The following is a 17,851-nucleotide window of genomic DNA, read 5'->3' as shown; positions in this document are numbered from 1 at the left end:
CATGAGCGCCCTGCTCGACTCCTTCGCTTCCGCCTTCGACGCCCTGCCCGGCCGCGATGCCGCCGGCCTTGGCGCATCGCGCCGCGATGCGCTGGCCGCCGCATTGCGCGACGGCATGCCCGGCACCCGCAGCGAACGCTGGAAGTACACCCCGCTGCGCGCGTTCGAACGCCGCACGTTCGCCGCCGCCGACGCGCAGCCGGCCATTCTCGATGAGGCGTTGCTGGCAGATATCCCCACGCCACGACTGGTCTTCGTCAACGGCCGCTACGATCCCGCGCACAGTGATGCGACCGGACTGCCTCCGGGCGTCGCGCTGAAGCCGCTGTCGCAGCTCCTGGCACAGGGCGGCGAGCGTGAAGTGAACTTCCTCGCCCGCCGCTTCGAGCGCCCGGACGAGGTCTTCGCCCGCCTCAACGCCGCCCTGGCCGACGAGGGCGTGGTCCTGCGCGCGGAAGCAGGCGTGCGCTCGGCGCTGCCGATCCACCTCGTGTTCGTGGGCACCGCTGCCGGACGCGATCTCGCCTCGCATTCGCGGCATTTGTTCGAACTGCGCCGCGATGCCGAACTGACGCTGGTCGAGCATCACCTGGCCGGTGCCGCCAATACCCACCTCGCCAACAGCATTGCCCACGTCCACCTCGCCGCAGGTGCGCGCCTCACCCATGTGCGCGTGCAGGACGAAGCCTCGGGCGCGTCGTTGATCAGCCGCACCGACGCGGTGCTGGCGCGCGACGCGATCTATCGCCGCCTCGACCTCGAACTCGGCGGGGCTCTGGCGCGCCACGAACTCAATGCCTCGCTGCAGGGCGAAGGCGCGCAGGTCATCTCCAATGGCGTGCTGCTGGCCGATGGCAAGCGCCACCTCGACACCCGACTGGGCATCGACCATGTCGCACGCGACACGCGCTGCGACCTGCTGTGGCGCGGACTCGGTTCCGGGCGTTCGAAGGCAGCCTTCCACGGCGGCATCACCATCCGCGAAGGCGCGGACGGCAGTGTCGCCGCCCTGTCGAACAAGAACCTGCTGCTCTCCACGGGCGCGGAGATCGATACGCAGCCCGTGCTCGAGATTCACGCCGACGAGGTGCAGGCCGCGCACGGAGCGGCGGTGGGCCAGCTCGACGCCACCTCCATGTTCTACCTGCGCAGCCGCGGCATTCCCGAGCCGCAGGCACGCGCCCTGCTCACCGCCGCGTTCTGCCTTGAAACCCTCAACGTGATCGAAGATGCGCCGCTGCGTGAATCTTTGACGGCGAAGCTCGACGCCGCGCTGGCCCGCCTGGACTCCGCACAATTGGGCCCCACGCAATCGGAGCCGGCATGAACGCGCCGCTCGCCGCCGCCACACCCATCGACTGGGCCGGCGTCCGCGCCGACTTCCCGCTGCTTACGCGCGAGGTGCAGGGCAAGCCGCTGGTCTACCTCGACTCGGCGAACACCGGCCAGAAGCCGGCAAGCGTGATCGAGGCGGTCGACGACTTCTACCGCCACCACAACGCCAACGTCAGCCGCGCCGTGCACACGCTCGGCACCGAGGCGACCGATGCCTACGAAGGCGCGCGCCGCAAGCTGGCGGCATTCTTCAACGTCCGCGCCGACGAGCTGGTGTTGTGCAGTGGCACCACCTTCGCCCTCAACCTGGTCGCTTACTCCTGGGCCCTGCCCAACCTGCGTGCCGGCGACGCGATCGTGCTCACCCGCATGGAGCACCACGCCAACATCGTGCCGTGGCAGCTCGTGGCCGAACGCACCGGCGCGAAGATCAAGGTCGCGGAAATCAACGCCGCCGGCCAACTCGACCTCGACGCGCTTTACGCGCTGCTGACGCCGGAGGTGAAGATCCTCTCGCTGACGCACGTCTCCAACGTGCTCGGCACGGTCAACCCGGTGCGCGAGATCTGCCGTGAAGCCCGCCGGCGCGGCATCGTCACCGCGGTGGACGGCTCGCAGGCGGCGCCGCACCGTCCTGTCGACATTGCATCGATCGGTTGCGACTTCTACGCCTTCACCGGCCACAAGATGTGCGGCCCGACCGGCACGGGCGCGCTATGGGCGCGCCGCGAGCACCTGGCCGCCATGCCGCCCTTCATCGGCGGCGGCGAGATGATCAAGGAAGTGCGCTTCGAAGGCACGGTCTATAACGACGCGCCGCACAAGTTCGAAGCCGGCACGCCGAACATCGCCGGTTTCATCGGGCTGGGCGCGGCGGTCGATTACCTGTCGGCCCTCGGCATGGCCAACACTGAAGCGCGCGAGCAGGAGCTGCTGCTACACGCGACCGAGGAACTGGACAAGGTCGAGGGCCTGCGCATATTCGGTCGCGCGGCCGAGAAAGCCGCGGTCATCAGTTTCCTGGTCGACGGCGCCCACGCCCACGACCTGGCCACCCTGCTCGACCTGGAAGGCGTGGCGATCCGGTCCGGCCACCACTGCGCACACCCGCTGATGCACCACTTCGGCGTGCCGGCCACGTGTCGCGCGTCATTCGCGTTCTACAACACGCATGGGGAAGTGGAGGCGTTCGTGGCGGCCCTGCGCAAGGTCCGCAAGCTATTGGCATGAGCTGGCAGCGCGCGCGGTGAAGCCGCGTTGCGCTACGCTTTGCCACCACGACAGCTCAACCCGGGCCTCCCATGTCCGACAACCCCGAGTCCCTCGCGCTCCTGCGCGAGATACGCAACAACCAGCGCGAGGCGCTGGCACTGCAGCGCGAGCACCTCCAGGCCTACCAGCGCCAGCTCGATCGCGTCGAACGGATCAACGATCGCGCCGAGGCGATCCAGGGTCGCGCCGGCAAGGCCATCAAGGCCATCGTGTGGATCGCAATCCCGCTGGTGTTCCTCCTGCTGCTGTTGATGTTCCTTCCCTACTTCTCCCGCCTGGTCGCATGAGCCACGAAAGCGCATTGAAATTCCGCAGTGCCACCCACGCCGACACCACCGCCCTGGTGGCGCTGGTCGAATCCGCCTATCGCGGTGACGTGAGCAAGCAGGGCTGGACCACCGAGGCCGACATGCTCGAAGGCCGCCGCACCGGCACCGATGACATCGAGTCGTGCATCAGCCGTCCCGACAGCCGCATCCTCATTGCCGAGCGGACGTCGCAGGACGGCAGCCATGAACTCCTTGCGTGCGCGCACGTGGCCATCGAAGACGGCGCCGGCTACTTCGGCATGTTCTCGGTACGTCCCAACCTGCAGGGCGGCGGGATCGGCAAGGCGATGCTCGCCGAAGCCGAACGCGTCGCCCGCGAGGAATGGAAGCTCCCGGCCATGCGGATGACGGTGATCGACATCCGCGACGAGCTCATCGCCTTCTACGAGCGCCGAGGCTACCGGCGTACGGGCACCAAGAAGCCGTTTCCCTATGGCGACGAGCGCTTCGGCGTGCCCAAGCGCGCCGACCTCCGTTTCGAGGTCCTGGAAAAGGCGCTGTGATCCTCGCCATCGTCGCGATGGCCGTTGCTGCCAAGGAATAGATCAATGGGCGATTGGGTATTCGTCTGCGCCACGTCGCAGTTGCTTCCCGGCGAAACTGTCGTCGCGTGGGACGGCGACACCCCCATCCTCGTGGTGAACTACGACGGCGACTTCTACGCGATGGAAGACAAGTGCTCGCATGAGGATTTCGAGCTGTCGGCTGGCCACTTCGATGGCGACGAAGCCACGATCGAATGCGCCCTGCACGGCGCGAAGTTCGACGTGCGCGATGGTCGCCCTCTCTGCGCTCCCGCCTATGAGCCGGTGACGAAGTTTCCCGTCAAAGTCGACGATACGGGCGTGTGGACGCGCGACGACCGGGATTGACCTCCTCGCAAACGCGAATCGTTTGCATCTGATAACCATTCTCATTAAGATGGCGCCCGCCGCGGCATGAAGCCGCCGACTTTTTTGTCACGGGACCCATGAAAACCAAGAAGATCCCTGCTGCCGCACCGCTGGCAGCCGCCCTTGCCCTCGCCCTTTCCGCGCTCGCCCTTTCCGCCCCCGCCCTGGCCGAGACCGCTACCGATGACGCCGGTGGTCGCCATGAGCGTGCCACCGACCTCGACACCATCGAAGTCATCGGCAAGGTCGACTACAGCTATGTGCAGAAGCGCAGCACGACCGCGACCAGGACCGATACCGAACTGCAGGACGTGCCGCAATCGATCACGGTTGTGACCCAGGACATGATCCGCGACCAGGCCATGCAGAACCTCGCGGACGTCGTCCGCTATGTGCCTGGCGTGACCATGGCGCAGGGCGAAGGCAACCGCGACACCCCGGTGCTGCGCGGCAACAGCACCACCGGCGACATGTTCATCGACGGCATGCGCGACGATACGCAGTACTTCCGCGACCTCTACAACATCGAACGCGTCGAGGCGCTGAAGGGCCCCAACGCCATGATCTTCGGCCGCGGCGGCAGCGGCGGCGTGATCAACCGCGTCACCAAGCAGGCCGACTGGAACACCGTGCGCAATCTCAACCTGCAAGTCGGCTCCTGGGACAAGCGGCGCCTCAGCGGCGACTTCGGCCAGGCCATCAGCGACGGAGCAGCATTCCGCATCACCGGCATGGTCGAGGACTCGGAAAGCTATCGGGACGGCTACAACGCCGAGCGTTGGGGCATCAACCCGACTTTCGCGTTCGACGTCGGCGACAACACCACGATCACCCTGGGCTACGAGCACTTCGAGGATGATCGCGTCGCCGACCGCGGCGTGCCCTCCTCGCCTACTCTCTTCAACGGGCGCCGCCTGCCGGTGGAGACGGATCGCTCCACGTTCTTCGGCGATCCGGACCGCAGCGACACCTGGGTCGATGTCGACGCCGTGAGCGGCTTGGTCGAGCACGACTTCGGCAACGGCCTGACGCTGCGCAACCGCACCCGTATTGCCGATTACGACAAGTTCTACCAGAACGTCTACGCCGGCGGCCCGGTCTCTGCGGACGGCTCGCTGGCCGATATCCGCGCTTACAACAACGCGACCCAGCGCAAGAACGTCTTCAACCAGACCGATTTCGTGTGGTCGCTCGATGGCGCCATCAAGCAGACCGTGCTGTTCGGTGCCGAACTGGGCCGCCAGGAAACCGACAACCTGCGCAACACCGGCTTCTTCGGCGCGCCGGGTTCCACCGTGACCTCGGTGCTGGTGCCGTTCGAGAACCCGCGCTACACCGGGCCATTGGAGTTCCGTCCGAATTTGACCGACGCGAACAACCATAGCGTTGCCAAGGTCGCCGCCGTTTACGTGCAGGACCAGATCGAGTTCTCGCCGCAATGGCAAGCGATCGCCGGTCTGCGCTACGACCGCTTCGACATGGATTTCCATGACCTCAGGGCTTCGACTGCCCCGGAGAATCGTCATCTCACGTCCACCGACAACCTGCTGTCGCCGCGCGTCGGCCTGGTCTACAAGCCGGTCGAGCCGCTCTCCTTGTACGCGAGCTACGGCATCGCCTACCTGCCGCGCGCGGGCGACCAGCTGTCATCGCTGAGCCCGACCAACAAGGCGTTCGATCCGGAAGAGTTCCGCAACTATGAAGTCGGCGCCAAGTGGGAAGTCGTCCAGGGCTTGGCCCTGACCGCCGCCGCCTACCGCCTGGAGCGCACCAACGTGATCGCCCCGGACCCGTCGAATCCCGCGCAGTCGATCCTGATCGACGGTCAACGCGTGAAGGGTGTCGAGCTGGGCCTGGCCGGAAACATCACCGAGGCGTGGAGCGTGATGGGTGGCTACGCCTGGCAGGAAGGCGATATTCCCAACAGCATCGCCAAGCCTGCACAACTGCCGGAGCAGACCGCTTCGCTATGGAACCGCTACGACTTGAGCGACCGCTGGGGCGTGGGCCTGGGCGCGGTCTATCGCGGCGAGTTCTTCGCGTCGACCAGCAATGAGGTCGTGATCAAGGGCTACACCCGCTACGACGCCGCCGTGTTCTTCGACGTCAGCAAGAATCTCGGCCTGCAGTTGAATCTCGAAAACATTTTCGACAAGAAGTATTTTGTTTCGGCGAACAACGACAACAACATCACACCGGGTTCGCCGCGTGCGGCCTACCTGAGCGTCAACTTCGCGTTCTGATCCATTCTTCAATCAGTGCATCACGTCAGGAGCCCGCACGTCGCGCGGGCTCCTGCCTTTTGATGCGCAGCACGACGGAAACCTTCGCATGAACGCCACCACGAGCACGGCCGACCTGGCCCGCCGCCGCAGCAACACCACCCATCGCTGGATCCGCCAGATACACCTATGGATCGGCGCCTGGGGCGCGCTCGCCGCGATCATCTACGGCTTCACCGGACTCGTCATGAACCACCGCTTCGGCGACAGCGCGTGGGCACAGGGCGACAGCGAAGAAACCGGTCGCCTGGAGCTGCAGATCCCTACCGCGGCTCGCACGAGCCCCGAGGAACTGTCGCTGTGGCTGCGGCAGACGCAGGCACTGGACGCGCAGGTGATCCGCAAGGGCTCGCCGGGTGCGAAGGACGGCAAGCAGCCGTCGAAGTGGAACTTGAGCGGCGGCACCGCGAGCGAATCGTGGGCGCTGGAATACACACCGGGGAAGGACAGCGCCGAACTCAAGCGCAGCTCGCATACGCTGCTCGCCGCGATCAACCGCCTGCACAAGGGCGTGGGCGGTGGCTGGGCCTGGAGCCTGCTCGCCGACAGCTTCGCCATCGGCATGTTGCTGCTGGGTCTGTCGGGCATCTGGATGTGGGCGCGCGGTCGCACGCCGAAGCAGATGGTCGCGAGCGTGCTGGGCTTGTCGATCGTCGTACTGGCATTCGTATTGGGGCCGGCGCTGCTCTGAGCCCCGCCTCGTCACCAGGCCACGGCTCCTTGGGCGTCATTGCGGCTGACGCGTACCAGCAGCAGCTCGCCACCGCCTTCGATCACGTGTCGCAGGCGTTCCGAGCCGGCCTGCAGGATCGCGGTATCGCCCCTTTCCAGCGGCGGCAGGCCGGAGTCGTCGGCGAAACGCGCGCGGCCGGCGAGCAGGTGCACTGCCCACGTCGCGCCCGGCTCGGCAAAGATCACCATCGGCCCCACCAGCGGCCGGTGCCACAACTCGGCCTGCACGCGATCACGCCGCCACATGAGGTTGAAGTCATGCGTGGGCCCGTCGACGAGTTCGCCCGTGACACCGCGTTCGCCGGCAAAGCAAAGCTTGCCGTGGGGCGGCTGCAGCTCGTGTACTTCGCCATCGTCGAAGCGCAGGCGCATGCCGTTGCCCGATAGCAGGACAAGCTCCCGGTCGATACCGGGGAAGGACGAGAACGCGGAATCGCGTTCGATTTCGGCAATCGACAGGCGCCAGTCCCATTCGCCGGACCCGGGCGACCTGTAGATTTCACGAGTCCAGCCCAGCTGGTTGCGCCACCGTTCGCGGCGGTACTCGTTTGCCGGAATGACCCAGGAACGGGCGGTCTGTGCGGATTCGGCCATGGCCCAAGTCTAACGTGGCGACGCTGCGCCTCGGCGACCGCGCCATGCCCTTCGAACGCTGCCGTGAAGGTTCGCCCGGCCGCACGAATCCATTCGTGGCCGGGCGACACTTCCCTGTCCAGACTGGGGGGTCTGCTTCCTCCGGGCCTCCTGCCCGCGAATACCTGGGTCAGCGCTTGCCTGGATCAGCGCTTGGGCACGACCGGGCGGGCAACCGCTGGCGCCGGCTTGCGCGCGGCGGCTGGCGCCCCGCCGGCAACGACAATGCGATCGCGATTCTTTTCGACGGTCTTCAGGCCCACGCCCTTCACCAGCGTCAACTGCTCGGCGCTCTTGAAAGCGCCGTTGGCCTTGCGGTAGGCGACGATGGCCTCGGCCTTGCTCGGGCCGATGTTGAGCAGTACGCGGTCGATGGTGGCCGCATCGGCGGTGTTGATGTTGACCTTCTCCGCCTCCGCGGCGAGGGCGCTGCCGGCCATCAGCAGCGAGAGCGTGAGGGTCTGCAGCAGGGCGACGAACTTGTTCATGGCGTGGCTCCTTGAGGTTGGGTATCGCTTCCGTTCCGGCGATCGGCCGGTGAGGACAGTCTCCGGGTCCGCCAGGGAGCGGCCCATCGGGGGACAGTCCCGTTCCGGGTAGGAAAACCCCACGCTCCGGGCCGGTAAAATCCGGACCTGCGCTAAACTCCCCGTCCTCCGCAATCTCAATTCCAGGGCTTTCCAGAGCCCGCAAGCCGGGAACTTCCATGGATAGCCGCAAGATCGAGCAGTTCGTGTCCGCCAAGTGGGACGACGAAATTGTTCCGCAACTCGTCGAATACATCCGCATCCCCAACAAGTCGCCGATGTTCGATGCGGACTGGGTGAAGCACGGCTACATGGATGCGGCGGTCGCACTGATGGAGAAGTGGGCGCGCGCGCAGACCGTTGCCGGCATGCAACTGGAAGTCGTGCGCCTGGAAGGCCGCACCCCGCTGATCTTCATCGACATCCCGGCGGCCAACGGCGGCAGCAACGACGACTGCGTGATCCTCTACGGCCATCTCGACAAGCAGCCGGAGATGACCGGTTGGGACGACGACCTCGGCCCGTGGAAGCCGGTGATCAAGGGCGATCGCCTGTACGGTCGCGGCGGCGCGGACGACGGCTATGCGATCTTCGGTTCACTCACCGCGATCATGGCGTTGCAGGAACAGGGCATCGCCCATTCCCGCTGCGTCGTGTTGATCGAAGCGTGCGAGGAGTCCGGCAGCTACGACTTGCCCGCCTATGTCGACCACCTCGCCGATCGCATCGGCAAGCCCTCGCTCGTCGTGTGCCTGGACTCCGGCTGCGGCAACTACGAACAACTGTGGTGCACCACGTCGCTGCGCGGCCTGGCCGGCGGCAACTTCACGGTGAAGGTGCTGGAAGAAGGGGTGCACTCGGGCGACGCCTCCGGCATCGTGCCGTCGAGCTTCCGCCTGATCCGCCAGCTGCTGTCGCGCATCGAAGACGAAAAGACCGGGCGCATCCTGCTCGAAGGCCTGCACGTGGAAGTGCCGGCCGAACGCCTCGCGCAGGCGAAGGAAGCCGCGCGTGTGCTCGATACCGCGATCTTCGACAAATTCCCGCTGGTCAAAGGCCTGAAGCCGATGTTCAACGAGGGCGCCGCCGATGACCTGAGCGAACTCGTGCTCAACCGCACCTGGCGGCCCGCCCTGTCGGTGACCGGCGTGGACGGCATGCCGCCGCTGTCGTCCGCCGGCAACGTGCTGCGTCCCTTCACTGCGGTGAAGCTGTCGCTGCGCCTGCCCCCAACGCTGGAAGGCAAGAAGGCAGGCGACCTGCTCAAGCAGACGCTGGAAGCCAATCCGCCCAACGGTGCGCAGGTCACGATGGAACTGGAAAAGGCCAGCACCGGCTGGAACGCGCCGGCCATGTCGCCGTGGCTGTCCAAGGCGATCGACACGGCGAGCCAGGAGTTCTTCGGCGCACCGGCGATGTACATGGGCGAAGGCGGCACGATTCCGTTCATGGGCATGCTCGGTGAGAAGTTCCCGGGCGCGCAGTTCATGATCACCGGCGTGCTCGGCCCGCACTCGAATGCACATGGCCCGAACGAATTCCTGCACATCCCGATGGGCAAGCGCGTCACCGCATCGGTGTCGCGAGTGATCGCCGATCACCACCTGGCCAGCCAGCGCGGCGAAACCCGGGGCGTGGCGGCGGTGGCTGGTGGCGAACACCATGGAGACCACGGCTGCTGCTGATCCTGGTGGCACGTTGCGAAAAAGCCCGGCCCTGGCCGGGCTTTTTTGTTGGCCGCAGTCCACCGGCTGCCCTGTCCAGGCCTACGCTGCACCGCAGCGTGCCCACCCCCAAGCGGCTGTTAGGATGGCCGCGCCCCACACCAACCAACGATTCAACAGGAGCACATCCATGTTCGAAGGCGTCATTGGTTACATCATCGGCGGCGCAGTCATTGGCATCCTCGCCCGCTTCCTGAAGCCCGGCGCGGACCCGATGGGCTGGATCCTCACCATCCTGCTCGGCATCGCAGGCGCCTACGCCGGCAGCCAGCTGGCCGCCATGCTCAACCTGACCAGCACGCTGATGGTCTGGGCTTGTGCGATTGGCGCAGCGATCATCCTGCTCTTCCTCTACGAAGCCATCCGCAGGAAGACCCCCAGGGCCGCATGACCACAGCCGCATGGATGCAAAACAGAACCCCGGCAACTGCCGGGGTTTTGTTTTGGGCGTCGCCAAACCGCAGGATCATCCCAGCAGGCGCGCGATCACCTGTTCTGCCAGGGTTTCCGGCGTTTCGTGCACGGTATCGAGCACGAGCTCGGCATGCTCGGGCGCCTCGTACGGCGAATCGATGCCGGTGAAGTTGGGGATCCGTCCCGCCCGCGCCTTCGCGTAGAGTCCTTTCACGTCGCGCTGTTCGGCAACCGCCAGCGGCGTGTCGACGAACACTTCGACGAACTCGCCAGCGTCGAACATCTCGCGCGCCATGCGGCGTTCGGCGCGGAACGGGGAAATGAAGCTCACCAGCACGATCAGGCCGGCGTCGACCATGAGTCTGGCCACCTCGGCGACGCGGCGGATGTTCTCGACGCGGTCCTCGTCGGTGAAGCCCAGGTCCTTGTTGAGCCCATGGCGCACGTTGTCGCCGTCGAGGATGTAGCAATGGTGCCCCATCGCATGCAGGCGCTTCTCGACCAGGTTCGCGACCGTCGACTTGCCCGACCCCGACAGGCCGGTGAACCACGCGCAGCGCGGCACCTGCGCCTTGCTGCGCGCACGCGCGGCCTTGTCGACGTCGACGTGTTGCCAGTGGATGTTGCCGGCGCGGCGCAGGGCGAAATCGATCGTGCCGGCGGCGACGGTGGCATTGGTCTGGCGATCGATCAGAATGAAGCCGCCGAGCTCGCGGTTGTCGGCATAAGCCTCGAACGCGATCGCGTGGTCGAGATAGAGGTTGCAGTAACCCACCTCGTTGAGCTCCAGGTGCTTGGCGGCCAGCTGGTCCTGTGTGTTGACGTCGACCTTGTGCTTGATCTCGGTGACGCTGGCGCTGACCGTGCGCGTGCCGATCTTGAGCCAGTACGGACGACCCGGCAGCAGGCTGTGTTCGCCCATCCACAACAGGTGCGCGGCGAACTGGTCGGAGACCTGTGGCGGCTGGTTTCCGGCCGCGATCACGTCGCCGCGACTGATGTCGAGTTCGTCGGCCAGCGTGAGCGTGATCGATTGCCCGGCAATGGCGGATTCGACATCGCCCTGGGCGCCGAGCACGCGCGCCACCTTCGAGCGCCGGCCCGAGGGCAACGCCACGATCTCATCGCCCGGCCGGACCATGCCCGCCGCAACCGTGCCGGCGAAACCGCGGAAGTCCTGGTTGGGCCGGTTGACCCACTGCACCGGCAGGCGGAAGCCGATGGCGCCGCCATGCGCGGCGACCTCGACGGTTTCGAGGTACTCGAGCAGGCTCGTGCCGCGATACCACGGCGTGTTCGGCGAACGCTGCAGCAGGTTGTCCCCCTGCAAGGCCGACAGCGGAATCGAGGTGACATGGGCGATGCCCAGTTGCGCGGCCAGTTCGCGGTAACCCGCCACGATCTCGTCGAAGACGGACTGGTCGTACCCGACCAGGTCCATCTTGTTGACCGCCAGCACCACGTGGCGGATGCCGAGCAGCGAAACGATGTAGCTGTGGCGCCGCGTCTGCGTCAGCAGGCCCTTGCGTGCGTCGACCAGCACCACGGCCACGTCGGCCGTGGAGGCACCGGTGGCCATGTTGCGGGTGTACTGCTCGTGGCCGGGACAATCGGCGACGATGAACTTGCGCTTGTCCGTGCTGAAGAAGCGGTAGGCGACGTCGATGGTGATGCCCTGCTCGCGCTCGGCGGCAAGGCCATCCATCAGCAGCGCATAGTCGATGTTGTCGCCCTGCGTGCCGTGGCGGCGGCTGTCCTTGTCGAGCGCGGCGAGCTGGTCCTCGAACAGGCCCTTGCTCTCGTACAGCAGGCGGCCGATCAGCGTGCTCTTGCCATCGTCGACGCTGCCGCAGGTGATGAAGCGCAGCAGGCCCTTGGTTTCGTGCTGGTGCAGGTAGGCGGCGACGGCGGCCGCGGCCCCGCCCTGGCCAGCATGTACGGTTGCGGCGGCCATCAGAAGTAGCCCTCCTGCTTCTTCTTCTCCATCGACGCCGACGGGTCGTGATCGATCACCCGACCCTGCCGCTCCGAGGTGGTCGCGACCAGCATCTCGGCAATGATCTTTTCCAGAGTGTCGGCGTCGGACTCGATCGCGCCGGTGAGCGGGTAGCAGCCGAGCGTGCGGAAACGCACTCGTCGGGTCACCGGCGTTTCGCCAGCGCGCAGCGGCAGGCGTTCGTCGTCCACCAGGATCAACGCGCCATCGCGTTCGACCACCGGGCGTTGCGCGGCGAAGTACAACGACGGCACCGGAATCTTCTCGCGGTAGATGTAGAGCCAGACGTCCAGTTCGGTCCAGTTGGATATGGGGAAGACGCGGACCGATTCGCCCTTGTGGATGCGCGTGTTGTACAGGCTCCACAACTCGGGACGCTGGTTCTTCGGATCCCAGCGGTGCTGTTCGTTGCGGAAGGAGAAGATGCGTTCCTTGGCGCGCGACTTCTCCTCGTCGCGACGTGCCCCGCCGATGGCGGCATCGAAGCCGAACTTGTCCAGCGCCTGTTTCAGCGCCTGCGTCTTCATCACGTCGGTATGCACGGTGGCGCCGTGGCTGATCGGGCCTATGCCCTGCGCCACGCCCTCGGGATTGGTGTGCACGTGCAGGGTGTTGCCGGTTTCCGCAGCGCGGCGATCGCGGAAGGCGATCATCTCGCGGAACTTCCAGCCGGTATCGACATGCAACAACGGAATCGGCGGCCGGCCAGGCGCAAAGGCCTTGCCGAGCAGGTGCAGCAGCACCGAGCTGTCCTTGCCGACCGAATACATCATCACCGGGTTGCGGAACCCGGCCGCGACCTCACGCAGGATATGGATGCTCTCGGCTTCGAGGCGGTCGAGGTGGCTGAGGGTGGGCAGAGGCAGGACGGGAGGGCTCACGGACGGCAGGGGCATTGGCTGGAAGTAGCGCTCAAGTGAGCCAATCGTGACTCAAAACGGGGCGGCGTGCCCGGCTGGAGCCGGGCCCGATTCGGGACGGCAGTATCGGCGCCGCGCCGCGCGTCCGAAATGCGGGCTCGGCATAAGCGCATAGCTGCAAGTCCTTTCCTGCAGCGCGCCCGCATACCTAGCCTTGCGGCATCGACTTGCATAGAGCCGCATGATGTCCGCCGCACCCGCCGCCTTCAGCAGCATCCCCGCGTTCCCCTCCGTGCTTTCGCCTGAGCAGGCCGCGTTGCTCGAGCAGCTGACCGGAGGATTGGATGGCGCCGGGCTGTGGTGGTTGTCCGGCTATGCGGCCGGACTTGCGCGCACGCAGGTCCTGCCAGCGACGCGGCAGACGGCATTGGCCGTGCCCACGACGCAGGTCGCGGCGCAGCTGACCATCGTGTACGGCAGCCAGACCGGCAACGCGCGGCGCATCGCCGAGAAACTTGCGCTGCAGGTCGAAGCCGCGGGGCTGGGCGCACGCCTGGTTCGCGCCGACGCCTATCCGACGCGCGAGCTGAAGAACGAGCGCCACCTCGTCATCGTGATCAGCACGCAGGGCGACGGCGACCCACCGGACGACGCGCGCGGTTTCTTCGACCACATCACCGGCAAGCGCGCGCCGCAGCTGCCTGGACTCCAGTACGCGGTACTGGCGCTGGGCGATTCCAGCTATCCGCAGTTCTGCGCGATCGGCCGCCGCCTCGACGAGCGCCTGTCCGAACTCGGCGCGAAGCGCTGGTTCGCGCGTGGCGAGGCCGATCTCGACATCGATAGCGTCTCCACGCCATGGCTCGCGAACGCGCTGGCCGCGGCCAGGGAGGCATTGAAACCGCAGGCGCCCTTGGCCACGGTCACGCCACTGCGTCCGCAGGCCACCGCGGCGAGCCTGTACACCCGCGACAACCCCTACCCGGCCGAACTGCTGGTCAACCAGCGCATAAGCGGCCGCGGCAGTGACAAAGACATCCGCCATATCGAGTTGTCGCTGGAAGGTGCGGGCCTGCATTACGAAGCCGGCGATGCGCTCGGCATCTGGCCGGTGAATCCACCGCCACTGGTCGACGCGGTACTGGCGGTGCTTGCGCTCGACGGCGACCAGACCGTCAGCCACGGCGGGCAGACGCTGCCATTGCGCGAATGGTTGTCCGGCAAGCGCGAACTCACCCGCCTGTCGCGGCCGTTCGTGGCAGCCCATGCAGCGCATGCAGGGAGCGACGAGCTCAACGCCCTGCTCCGCCCGGACCGTGCCGCTGATTTCGCGCGACTGCTGGCCCGACAGCAGATCATCGACCTGTTGCGTGGTTATCCGGGCGCATGGAGCGCCGAGGAACTCGTCGCCGCCCTGCGTCCACTGGTACCACGCCTGTATTCAATCGCGTCGAGTGCAAAGGCCGTGGGCGAGGAAGCGCACCTGACCGTCGCCCATGTCGAATACGACGTCGACGGCAGTGGGGCCGCTGACAGCCGGCGCTGGGGCGCGGCCTCCAACTTCCTCGCCCGCGCAGCCGAAGGCGAAAAACTCCCCGTTTTCATCGAATCCAACGAGCGCTTCCGTTTGCCGAAGGATGGTACGCGCGACGTCATCCTGGTCGGTCCTGGCACTGGCGTCGCGCCGTTCCGCGGCTTCGTGCAGGAGCGCGCAGTCGCTGGCGCGAGCGGCCGCAACTGGCTGTTCTTCGGCAACCCGCATGCACGCAGCGACTTCCTCTACCAGCTGGAATGGCAGGAGGCGCTCAGGCGCGGCGAACTGCATCGCCTCGACCTCGCCTTCTCGCGCGACCAGCCGCACAAGGTCTATGTGCAGGACCGCCTGCGCGAACGCGGACGCGATGTCTTCGACTGGCTGCAGGGCGGCGCGCACCTGTACGTCTGCGGTGATGCCACGCGCATGGCCAGGGACGTGCACGCCGCACTGGTCGAGATCATCGCCACGCACGGCGGCAAGTCGGCCGAAGACGCCTCCGATTACCTCAACGACCTGCAGGCGCAAGGGCGCTATGCACGGGACGTGTACTGAGAAGGCGAAAACAGACATGAGCACGCATTCCGTCGAAGACATCAAGAAGGCCAGCGCTCGCCTGCGCGGCACGCTGCTGGAATCGCTCGCCAACCCGGTCACCGGCGCGCTTGCCGACGACGACCAGACCTTGATCAAGTACCACGGCAGCTACCAGCAGGACGATCGCGACATCCGCGAGGAACGCCGCCTGCAGAAGCTGGAACCCGCCCACAGCTTCATGATCCGCACCCGCACGCCCGGCGGCGTGGTGACGCCGGAACAATGGCTCAAGCTCGACCGCATCGCCACGACCCATGCCGAACGCGGGCTGCGCATCACCACGCGGCAGGCGTTCCAGTTCCACGGCGTGATCAAGCGCGAACTCAAGGCGACGATGCAGGCGATCAACGCCACATTGATCGACACCCTGGCGGCCTGCGGCGACGTGAACCGCAACATCGCCGTGGCGGCCAACCCGCACGAATCCGCGCCGCACGCCTTCGTGCATGCGCAAGCCGCGGCGCTGTCGAACCACTTGCTGCCCAATACCCGCGCCTATTACGAGATCTGGCTCGACGAGCAGCGCGTCGCCGGCAGCGGCGAGGAAGAGGAGCGCATCTACGGCGAGACCTACCTGCCGCGCAAGTTCAAGATCGGCTTCGCGATTCCGCCGTACAACGACGTTGACGTATTCGCGCAGGATCTCGGCTTCATCGCCATCATCGAAGACGGGGCCGTCGCCGGCTACAACGTGACCGTCGGCGGCGGCATGGGCGCGACGCATGGCGATGCGGAAACCTATCCGCGCCTGGCCAACGTGATCGGCTTCATCACTCCCGACCAGCTCGATGCCATCGCTGAAGCCGTGATCACCACGCAGCGCGATTGGGGCAACCGCCAGGTGCGCAAGCGGGCGCGGCTGAAGTACACGATCGACGATCGCGGGCTGGATTCATTCAAGGCTGAAGTGGAGCATCGCGCCGGTTTCTCCCTCCCCCCAGCGCGGCGCTTCGACTTCGTCCACAACGGCGATCGCTTCGGCTGGCTGCAGGGCGACAACGGTTTGTGGCATCTGACGCTGCGCATCGTCGCGGGGCGCATCTGGGATCGCGAACAACCGCATCTGACCGGGCTGCGCGAAGTGGCCAGGACGCTGCTGCAGGTCGAGGGTAGCGAGCCCGCGCCCGCGGCCTCAGGATCGGCGGCCTCAAAACCGGCGGCCTCAAAACCGGAATTCCGGATGACGGCGAACCAGAACCTGGTGATCGCCAACATTCCGGCGGATCAGCGTTGGCACATCGATTCGATCGTCGCCTCGCATGGCCTGGGCGAACACGCGCGCGCCACACCGGTGCGCCTCAACGCGATCGCCTGCGTCGCCCTGCCGACCTGCGGTCTTGCGATGGCGGAAGCCGAACGCTACCTGCCGGATTTCCTGACCCGCTTCGAAGCGCTGCTGGAAACGCACGGCCTGCGCGACACCCCGATCAACCTGCGCATCAGCGGCTGCCCCAACGGCTGCTCGCGTCCCTACCTGGGTGAGATCGCGCTCGTTGGCAAGGCCCCGGGGCGCTACAACCTGATGCTCGGCGCGGACCACCGCGGCGAGCGTCTCAACACGCTGTATCGCGAAAACATCGACGAGGTGGCGATCCTCGCCGCGCTCGACCCGCTGCTCGCGCAATACGCCTCCGGCCGCGAGAGCGGCGAATACTTCGGCGACTTCCTCGTCCGCACGGGTGTCGTCGCCAGCAAGTCACTGCCACTGGAGCTGGTCGCATGAGCCCGCCCGATCCCATCACCGCCGCCGAGTCGCCGCGCGCACTGGAACAACTCAACCTCTGGCTGGCCGCACAGCCGGCGCAGGAGCGCGTGGCCTGGGGCCTGGCGAATCTCGCCGGCGGCCACGCCCTGTCGTCGAGCTTCGGTGCGCAGGCGGCAGTGTCGCTGCACATGGTGTCGCGGCAGAAGCCGGACATCCCGGTGATCCTGATCGACACGGGCTACCTGTTTCCCGAAACCTATCGCTTCGTCGACGAACTGACCGAACGCCTTGCGCTCGACCTCAAGGTCTATCGCCCGCAGATCGGCATCGCATGGATGGAAGCGCGCTTGGGCAAGCTGTGGGAACAGGGTCTGGATGGGCTGGATCGCTACAACCGTCTGCGCAAGGTCGAACCGATGCAGCGCGCGTTGCGCGAGCTGGGGGCGCGGACGTGGATCTCCGGCATCCGTCGCTCGCAGTCGCGCAGCCGCGCGGACACGCCGTTCCTGCAATTGCACGACGGACGCTGGAAGCTGCATCCGCTGGCGGACTGGAGCGACCGCGATGTATGGAATTACCTGCAGCGGCACGACCTGCCCTACCACCCGCTGTGGCACGAAGGCTATGTCTCGATCGGCGACGTGCATACGACGCGACGGCTGGAAGCCGGGATGAGCGAGGAGGACACGCGGTTCTTCGGACTCAAGCGCGAATGCGGGCTGCATGACGATTGGGGCAATAGCCGGGCGGCGTGATTTTTGTTCCCTCTCCCCGCTTGCTGTTCCCTCTCCCCGCTTGCGGGGAGAGGGTGGCGCAGCCGGGTGAGGGGCAAGCCGGAGCCCGCAGAGGCTCTGCTACCAAGGGTTATCGAGTGTGCATCGGCATGCACTCGACGCGTCATCACAGTGGAAGGACAACCGGCGCCGGCCCCCTCATCCGGTGCTTCGCACCACCTTCTCCCGCAAGCGGGAGAAGGAGAATCGCAGTGGATGGGCAACCGGCGCCGTCACGCCCCTCA

The 17,851-nt window shown here is 66.4% G+C and carries 16 protein-coding genes; 12 read left to right on the top strand and 4 right to left on the bottom strand.

Annotated elements, in window-relative coordinates; translation table 11 throughout:
* Position 1 precedes the first annotated feature (1 nt).
* The 7 genes from sufD (at position 2) to ACYVGE_RS02220 (ending at position 6,802) form a co-directional block, all read left to right on the top strand.
* Positions 2–1,327, top strand: a complete 1,326-nt coding sequence (gene sufD / locus ACYVGE_RS02250) for a Fe-S cluster assembly protein SufD (protein ID WP_460726666.1) — start codon at positions 2–4, stop codon at positions 1,325–1,327.
* Complete coding sequence (locus ACYVGE_RS02245) at positions 1,324–2,565, top strand: cysteine desulfurase (RefSeq protein WP_460726664.1); 1,242 nt, start codon at positions 1,324–1,326, stop codon at positions 2,563–2,565. The genes sufD and ACYVGE_RS02245 overlap by 4 nt, the downstream gene beginning before the upstream one ends.
* Positions 2,566–2,636: 71 nt before the next feature.
* Positions 2,637–2,894: a hypothetical protein gene (locus ACYVGE_RS02240; protein WP_460726662.1), complete on the top strand. Its 258-nt coding sequence runs from the start codon at positions 2,637–2,639 to the stop codon at positions 2,892–2,894.
* Complete coding sequence (locus tag ACYVGE_RS02235) at positions 2,891–3,439, top strand: GNAT family N-acetyltransferase (RefSeq protein WP_460726660.1); 549 nt, start codon at positions 2,891–2,893, stop codon at positions 3,437–3,439. The genes ACYVGE_RS02240 and ACYVGE_RS02235 overlap by 4 nt, the downstream gene beginning before the upstream one ends.
* Positions 3,440–3,484: 45 nt before the next feature.
* Positions 3,485–3,808 (top strand): non-heme iron oxygenase ferredoxin subunit, encoded by a 324-nt coding sequence (locus ACYVGE_RS02230; RefSeq protein WP_310051444.1) that lies wholly within the window; start codon positions 3,485–3,487, stop codon positions 3,806–3,808.
* 98 nt (positions 3,809–3,906) lie between these two features.
* Entirely contained in the window at positions 3,907–6,072 is a 2,166-nt protein-coding gene (locus tag ACYVGE_RS02225) for a TonB-dependent receptor (RefSeq protein ID WP_460726657.1), read from the top strand.
* An 88-nt stretch (positions 6,073–6,160) separates the two neighbouring features.
* On the top strand, positions 6,161–6,802 hold the full coding sequence (locus ACYVGE_RS02220; RefSeq protein WP_460726655.1) for a PepSY-associated TM helix domain-containing protein: 642 nt from the start codon (positions 6,161–6,163) through the stop codon (positions 6,800–6,802).
* Between the two features lie 11 nt (positions 6,803–6,813).
* Here ACYVGE_RS02220 and ACYVGE_RS02215 read toward each other — a convergent pair whose 3' ends face one another.
* Positions 6,814–7,437 carry a HutD/Ves family protein gene (locus tag ACYVGE_RS02215; protein WP_460726653.1) on the bottom strand — a complete coding sequence of 208 codons (624 nt, stop codon included), beginning with the start codon at positions 7,435–7,437 and terminating at the stop codon, positions 6,814–6,816.
* 185 nt (positions 7,438–7,622) lie between these two features.
* Positions 7,623–7,964, bottom strand: a complete 342-nt coding sequence (locus tag ACYVGE_RS02210; protein ID WP_460726651.1) for a ComEA family DNA-binding protein — start codon at positions 7,962–7,964, stop codon at positions 7,623–7,625.
* A 218-nt stretch (positions 7,965–8,182) separates the two neighbouring features.
* Here ACYVGE_RS02210 and ACYVGE_RS02205 point away from each other — a divergent pair, with 218 nt between their 5' ends.
* The gene (locus tag ACYVGE_RS02205) at positions 8,183–9,688 is read left to right on the top strand and encodes a M20 family metallopeptidase (RefSeq protein WP_310051433.1); all 1,506 of its coding nucleotides are present in this window, start codon (positions 8,183–8,185) and stop codon (positions 9,686–9,688) included.
* 169 nt (positions 9,689–9,857) lie between these two features.
* The gene (locus tag ACYVGE_RS02200) at positions 9,858–10,118 is read left to right on the top strand and encodes a GlsB/YeaQ/YmgE family stress response membrane protein (RefSeq protein ID WP_457095644.1); all 261 of its coding nucleotides are present in this window, start codon (positions 9,858–9,860) and stop codon (positions 10,116–10,118) included.
* A 75-nt stretch (positions 10,119–10,193) separates the two neighbouring features.
* Here the strand turns inward: ACYVGE_RS02200 and cysN are convergent, their stop codons facing one another.
* Together cysN and cysD are read right to left on the bottom strand one after the other, a co-directional pair.
* Positions 10,194–12,095 (bottom strand): sulfate adenylyltransferase subunit CysN, encoded by a 1,902-nt coding sequence (gene cysN / locus ACYVGE_RS02195; RefSeq protein ID WP_460726649.1) that lies wholly within the window; start codon positions 12,093–12,095, stop codon positions 10,194–10,196.
* Positions 12,095–13,003 carry a sulfate adenylyltransferase subunit CysD gene (gene cysD, locus ACYVGE_RS02190; RefSeq protein ID WP_460727281.1) on the bottom strand — a complete coding sequence of 303 codons (909 nt, stop codon included), beginning with the start codon at positions 13,001–13,003 and terminating at the stop codon, positions 12,095–12,097. The genes cysN and cysD overlap by 1 nt, the downstream gene beginning before the upstream one ends.
* Positions 13,004–13,238: 235 nt before the next feature.
* On the opposite strand from cysD, the gene ACYVGE_RS02185 reads away from it, so the two are divergent.
* The 3 genes from ACYVGE_RS02185 to ACYVGE_RS02175 are packed head-to-tail and all read left to right on the top strand — an operon-like array spanning position 13,239 to position 17,588.
* Complete coding sequence (locus ACYVGE_RS02185) at positions 13,239–15,086, top strand: assimilatory sulfite reductase (NADPH) flavoprotein subunit (RefSeq protein WP_460726647.1); 1,848 nt, start codon at positions 13,239–13,241, stop codon at positions 15,084–15,086.
* 16 nt (positions 15,087–15,102) lie between these two features.
* Positions 15,103–16,851, top strand: coding sequence for an NADPH-dependent assimilatory sulfite reductase hemoprotein subunit (locus tag ACYVGE_RS02180; RefSeq protein ID WP_460726645.1), 1,749 nt, complete (start codon positions 15,103–15,105; stop codon positions 16,849–16,851).
* Positions 16,848–17,588: a phosphoadenylyl-sulfate reductase gene (locus ACYVGE_RS02175; RefSeq protein WP_460726643.1), complete on the top strand. Its 741-nt coding sequence runs from the start codon at positions 16,848–16,850 to the stop codon at positions 17,586–17,588. Before ACYVGE_RS02180 ends, ACYVGE_RS02175 begins: the two co-directional genes overlap by 4 nt.
* The last annotated feature ends 263 nt before the right edge of the window (positions 17,589–17,851 follow it).

The organism is Lysobacter rhizosphaerae (genome assembly GCF_054779795.1).
This window is presented reverse-complemented; position numbering and strand designations above follow the sequence as displayed.

What these genes read in the sequence shown, in the direction of transcription:
- ACYVGE_RS02225 (WP_460726657.1), top strand. Translation starts at nt 3,907, where the DNA reads ATGAAAACCAAGAAGATCCCTGCTGCCGCACCGCTGGCAGCCGCCCTT.
- ACYVGE_RS02205 (WP_310051433.1), top strand. Translation starts at nt 8,183, where the DNA reads ATGGATAGCCGCAAGATCGAGCAGTTCGTGTCCGCCAAGTGGGACGAC.
- ACYVGE_RS02245 (WP_460726664.1), top strand. Translation starts at nt 1,324, where the DNA reads ATGAACGCGCCGCTCGCCGCCGCCACACCCATCGACTGGGCCGGCGTC.
- ACYVGE_RS02175 (WP_460726643.1), top strand. Translation starts at nt 16,848, where the DNA reads ATGAGCCCGCCCGATCCCATCACCGCCGCCGAGTCGCCGCGCGCACTG.
- sufD (WP_460726666.1), top strand. Translation starts at nt 2, where the DNA reads ATGAGCGCCCTGCTCGACTCCTTCGCTTCCGCCTTCGACGCCCTGCCC.
- ACYVGE_RS02200 (WP_457095644.1), top strand. Translation starts at nt 9,858, where the DNA reads ATGTTCGAAGGCGTCATTGGTTACATCATCGGCGGCGCAGTCATTGGC.
- ACYVGE_RS02215 (WP_460726653.1), bottom strand. Translation starts at nt 7,437, where the DNA reads ATGGCCGAATCCGCACAGACCGCCCGTTCCTGGGTCATTCCGGCAAAC.
- ACYVGE_RS02210 (WP_460726651.1), bottom strand. Translation starts at nt 7,964, where the DNA reads ATGAACAAGTTCGTCGCCCTGCTGCAGACCCTCACGCTCTCGCTGCTG.
- ACYVGE_RS02180 (WP_460726645.1), top strand. Translation starts at nt 15,103, where the DNA reads ATGAGCACGCATTCCGTCGAAGACATCAAGAAGGCCAGCGCTCGCCTG.
- ACYVGE_RS02230 (WP_310051444.1), top strand. Translation starts at nt 3,485, where the DNA reads ATGGGCGATTGGGTATTCGTCTGCGCCACGTCGCAGTTGCTTCCCGGC.
- ACYVGE_RS02220 (WP_460726655.1), top strand. Translation starts at nt 6,161, where the DNA reads ATGAACGCCACCACGAGCACGGCCGACCTGGCCCGCCGCCGCAGCAAC.
- ACYVGE_RS02240 (WP_460726662.1), top strand. Translation starts at nt 2,637, where the DNA reads ATGTCCGACAACCCCGAGTCCCTCGCGCTCCTGCGCGAGATACGCAAC.
- ACYVGE_RS02185 (WP_460726647.1), top strand. Translation starts at nt 13,239, where the DNA reads ATGATGTCCGCCGCACCCGCCGCCTTCAGCAGCATCCCCGCGTTCCCC.
- ACYVGE_RS02235 (WP_460726660.1), top strand. Translation starts at nt 2,891, where the DNA reads ATGAGCCACGAAAGCGCATTGAAATTCCGCAGTGCCACCCACGCCGAC.
- cysN (WP_460726649.1), bottom strand. Translation starts at nt 12,095, where the DNA reads ATGGCCGCCGCAACCGTACATGCTGGCCAGGGCGGGGCCGCGGCCGCC.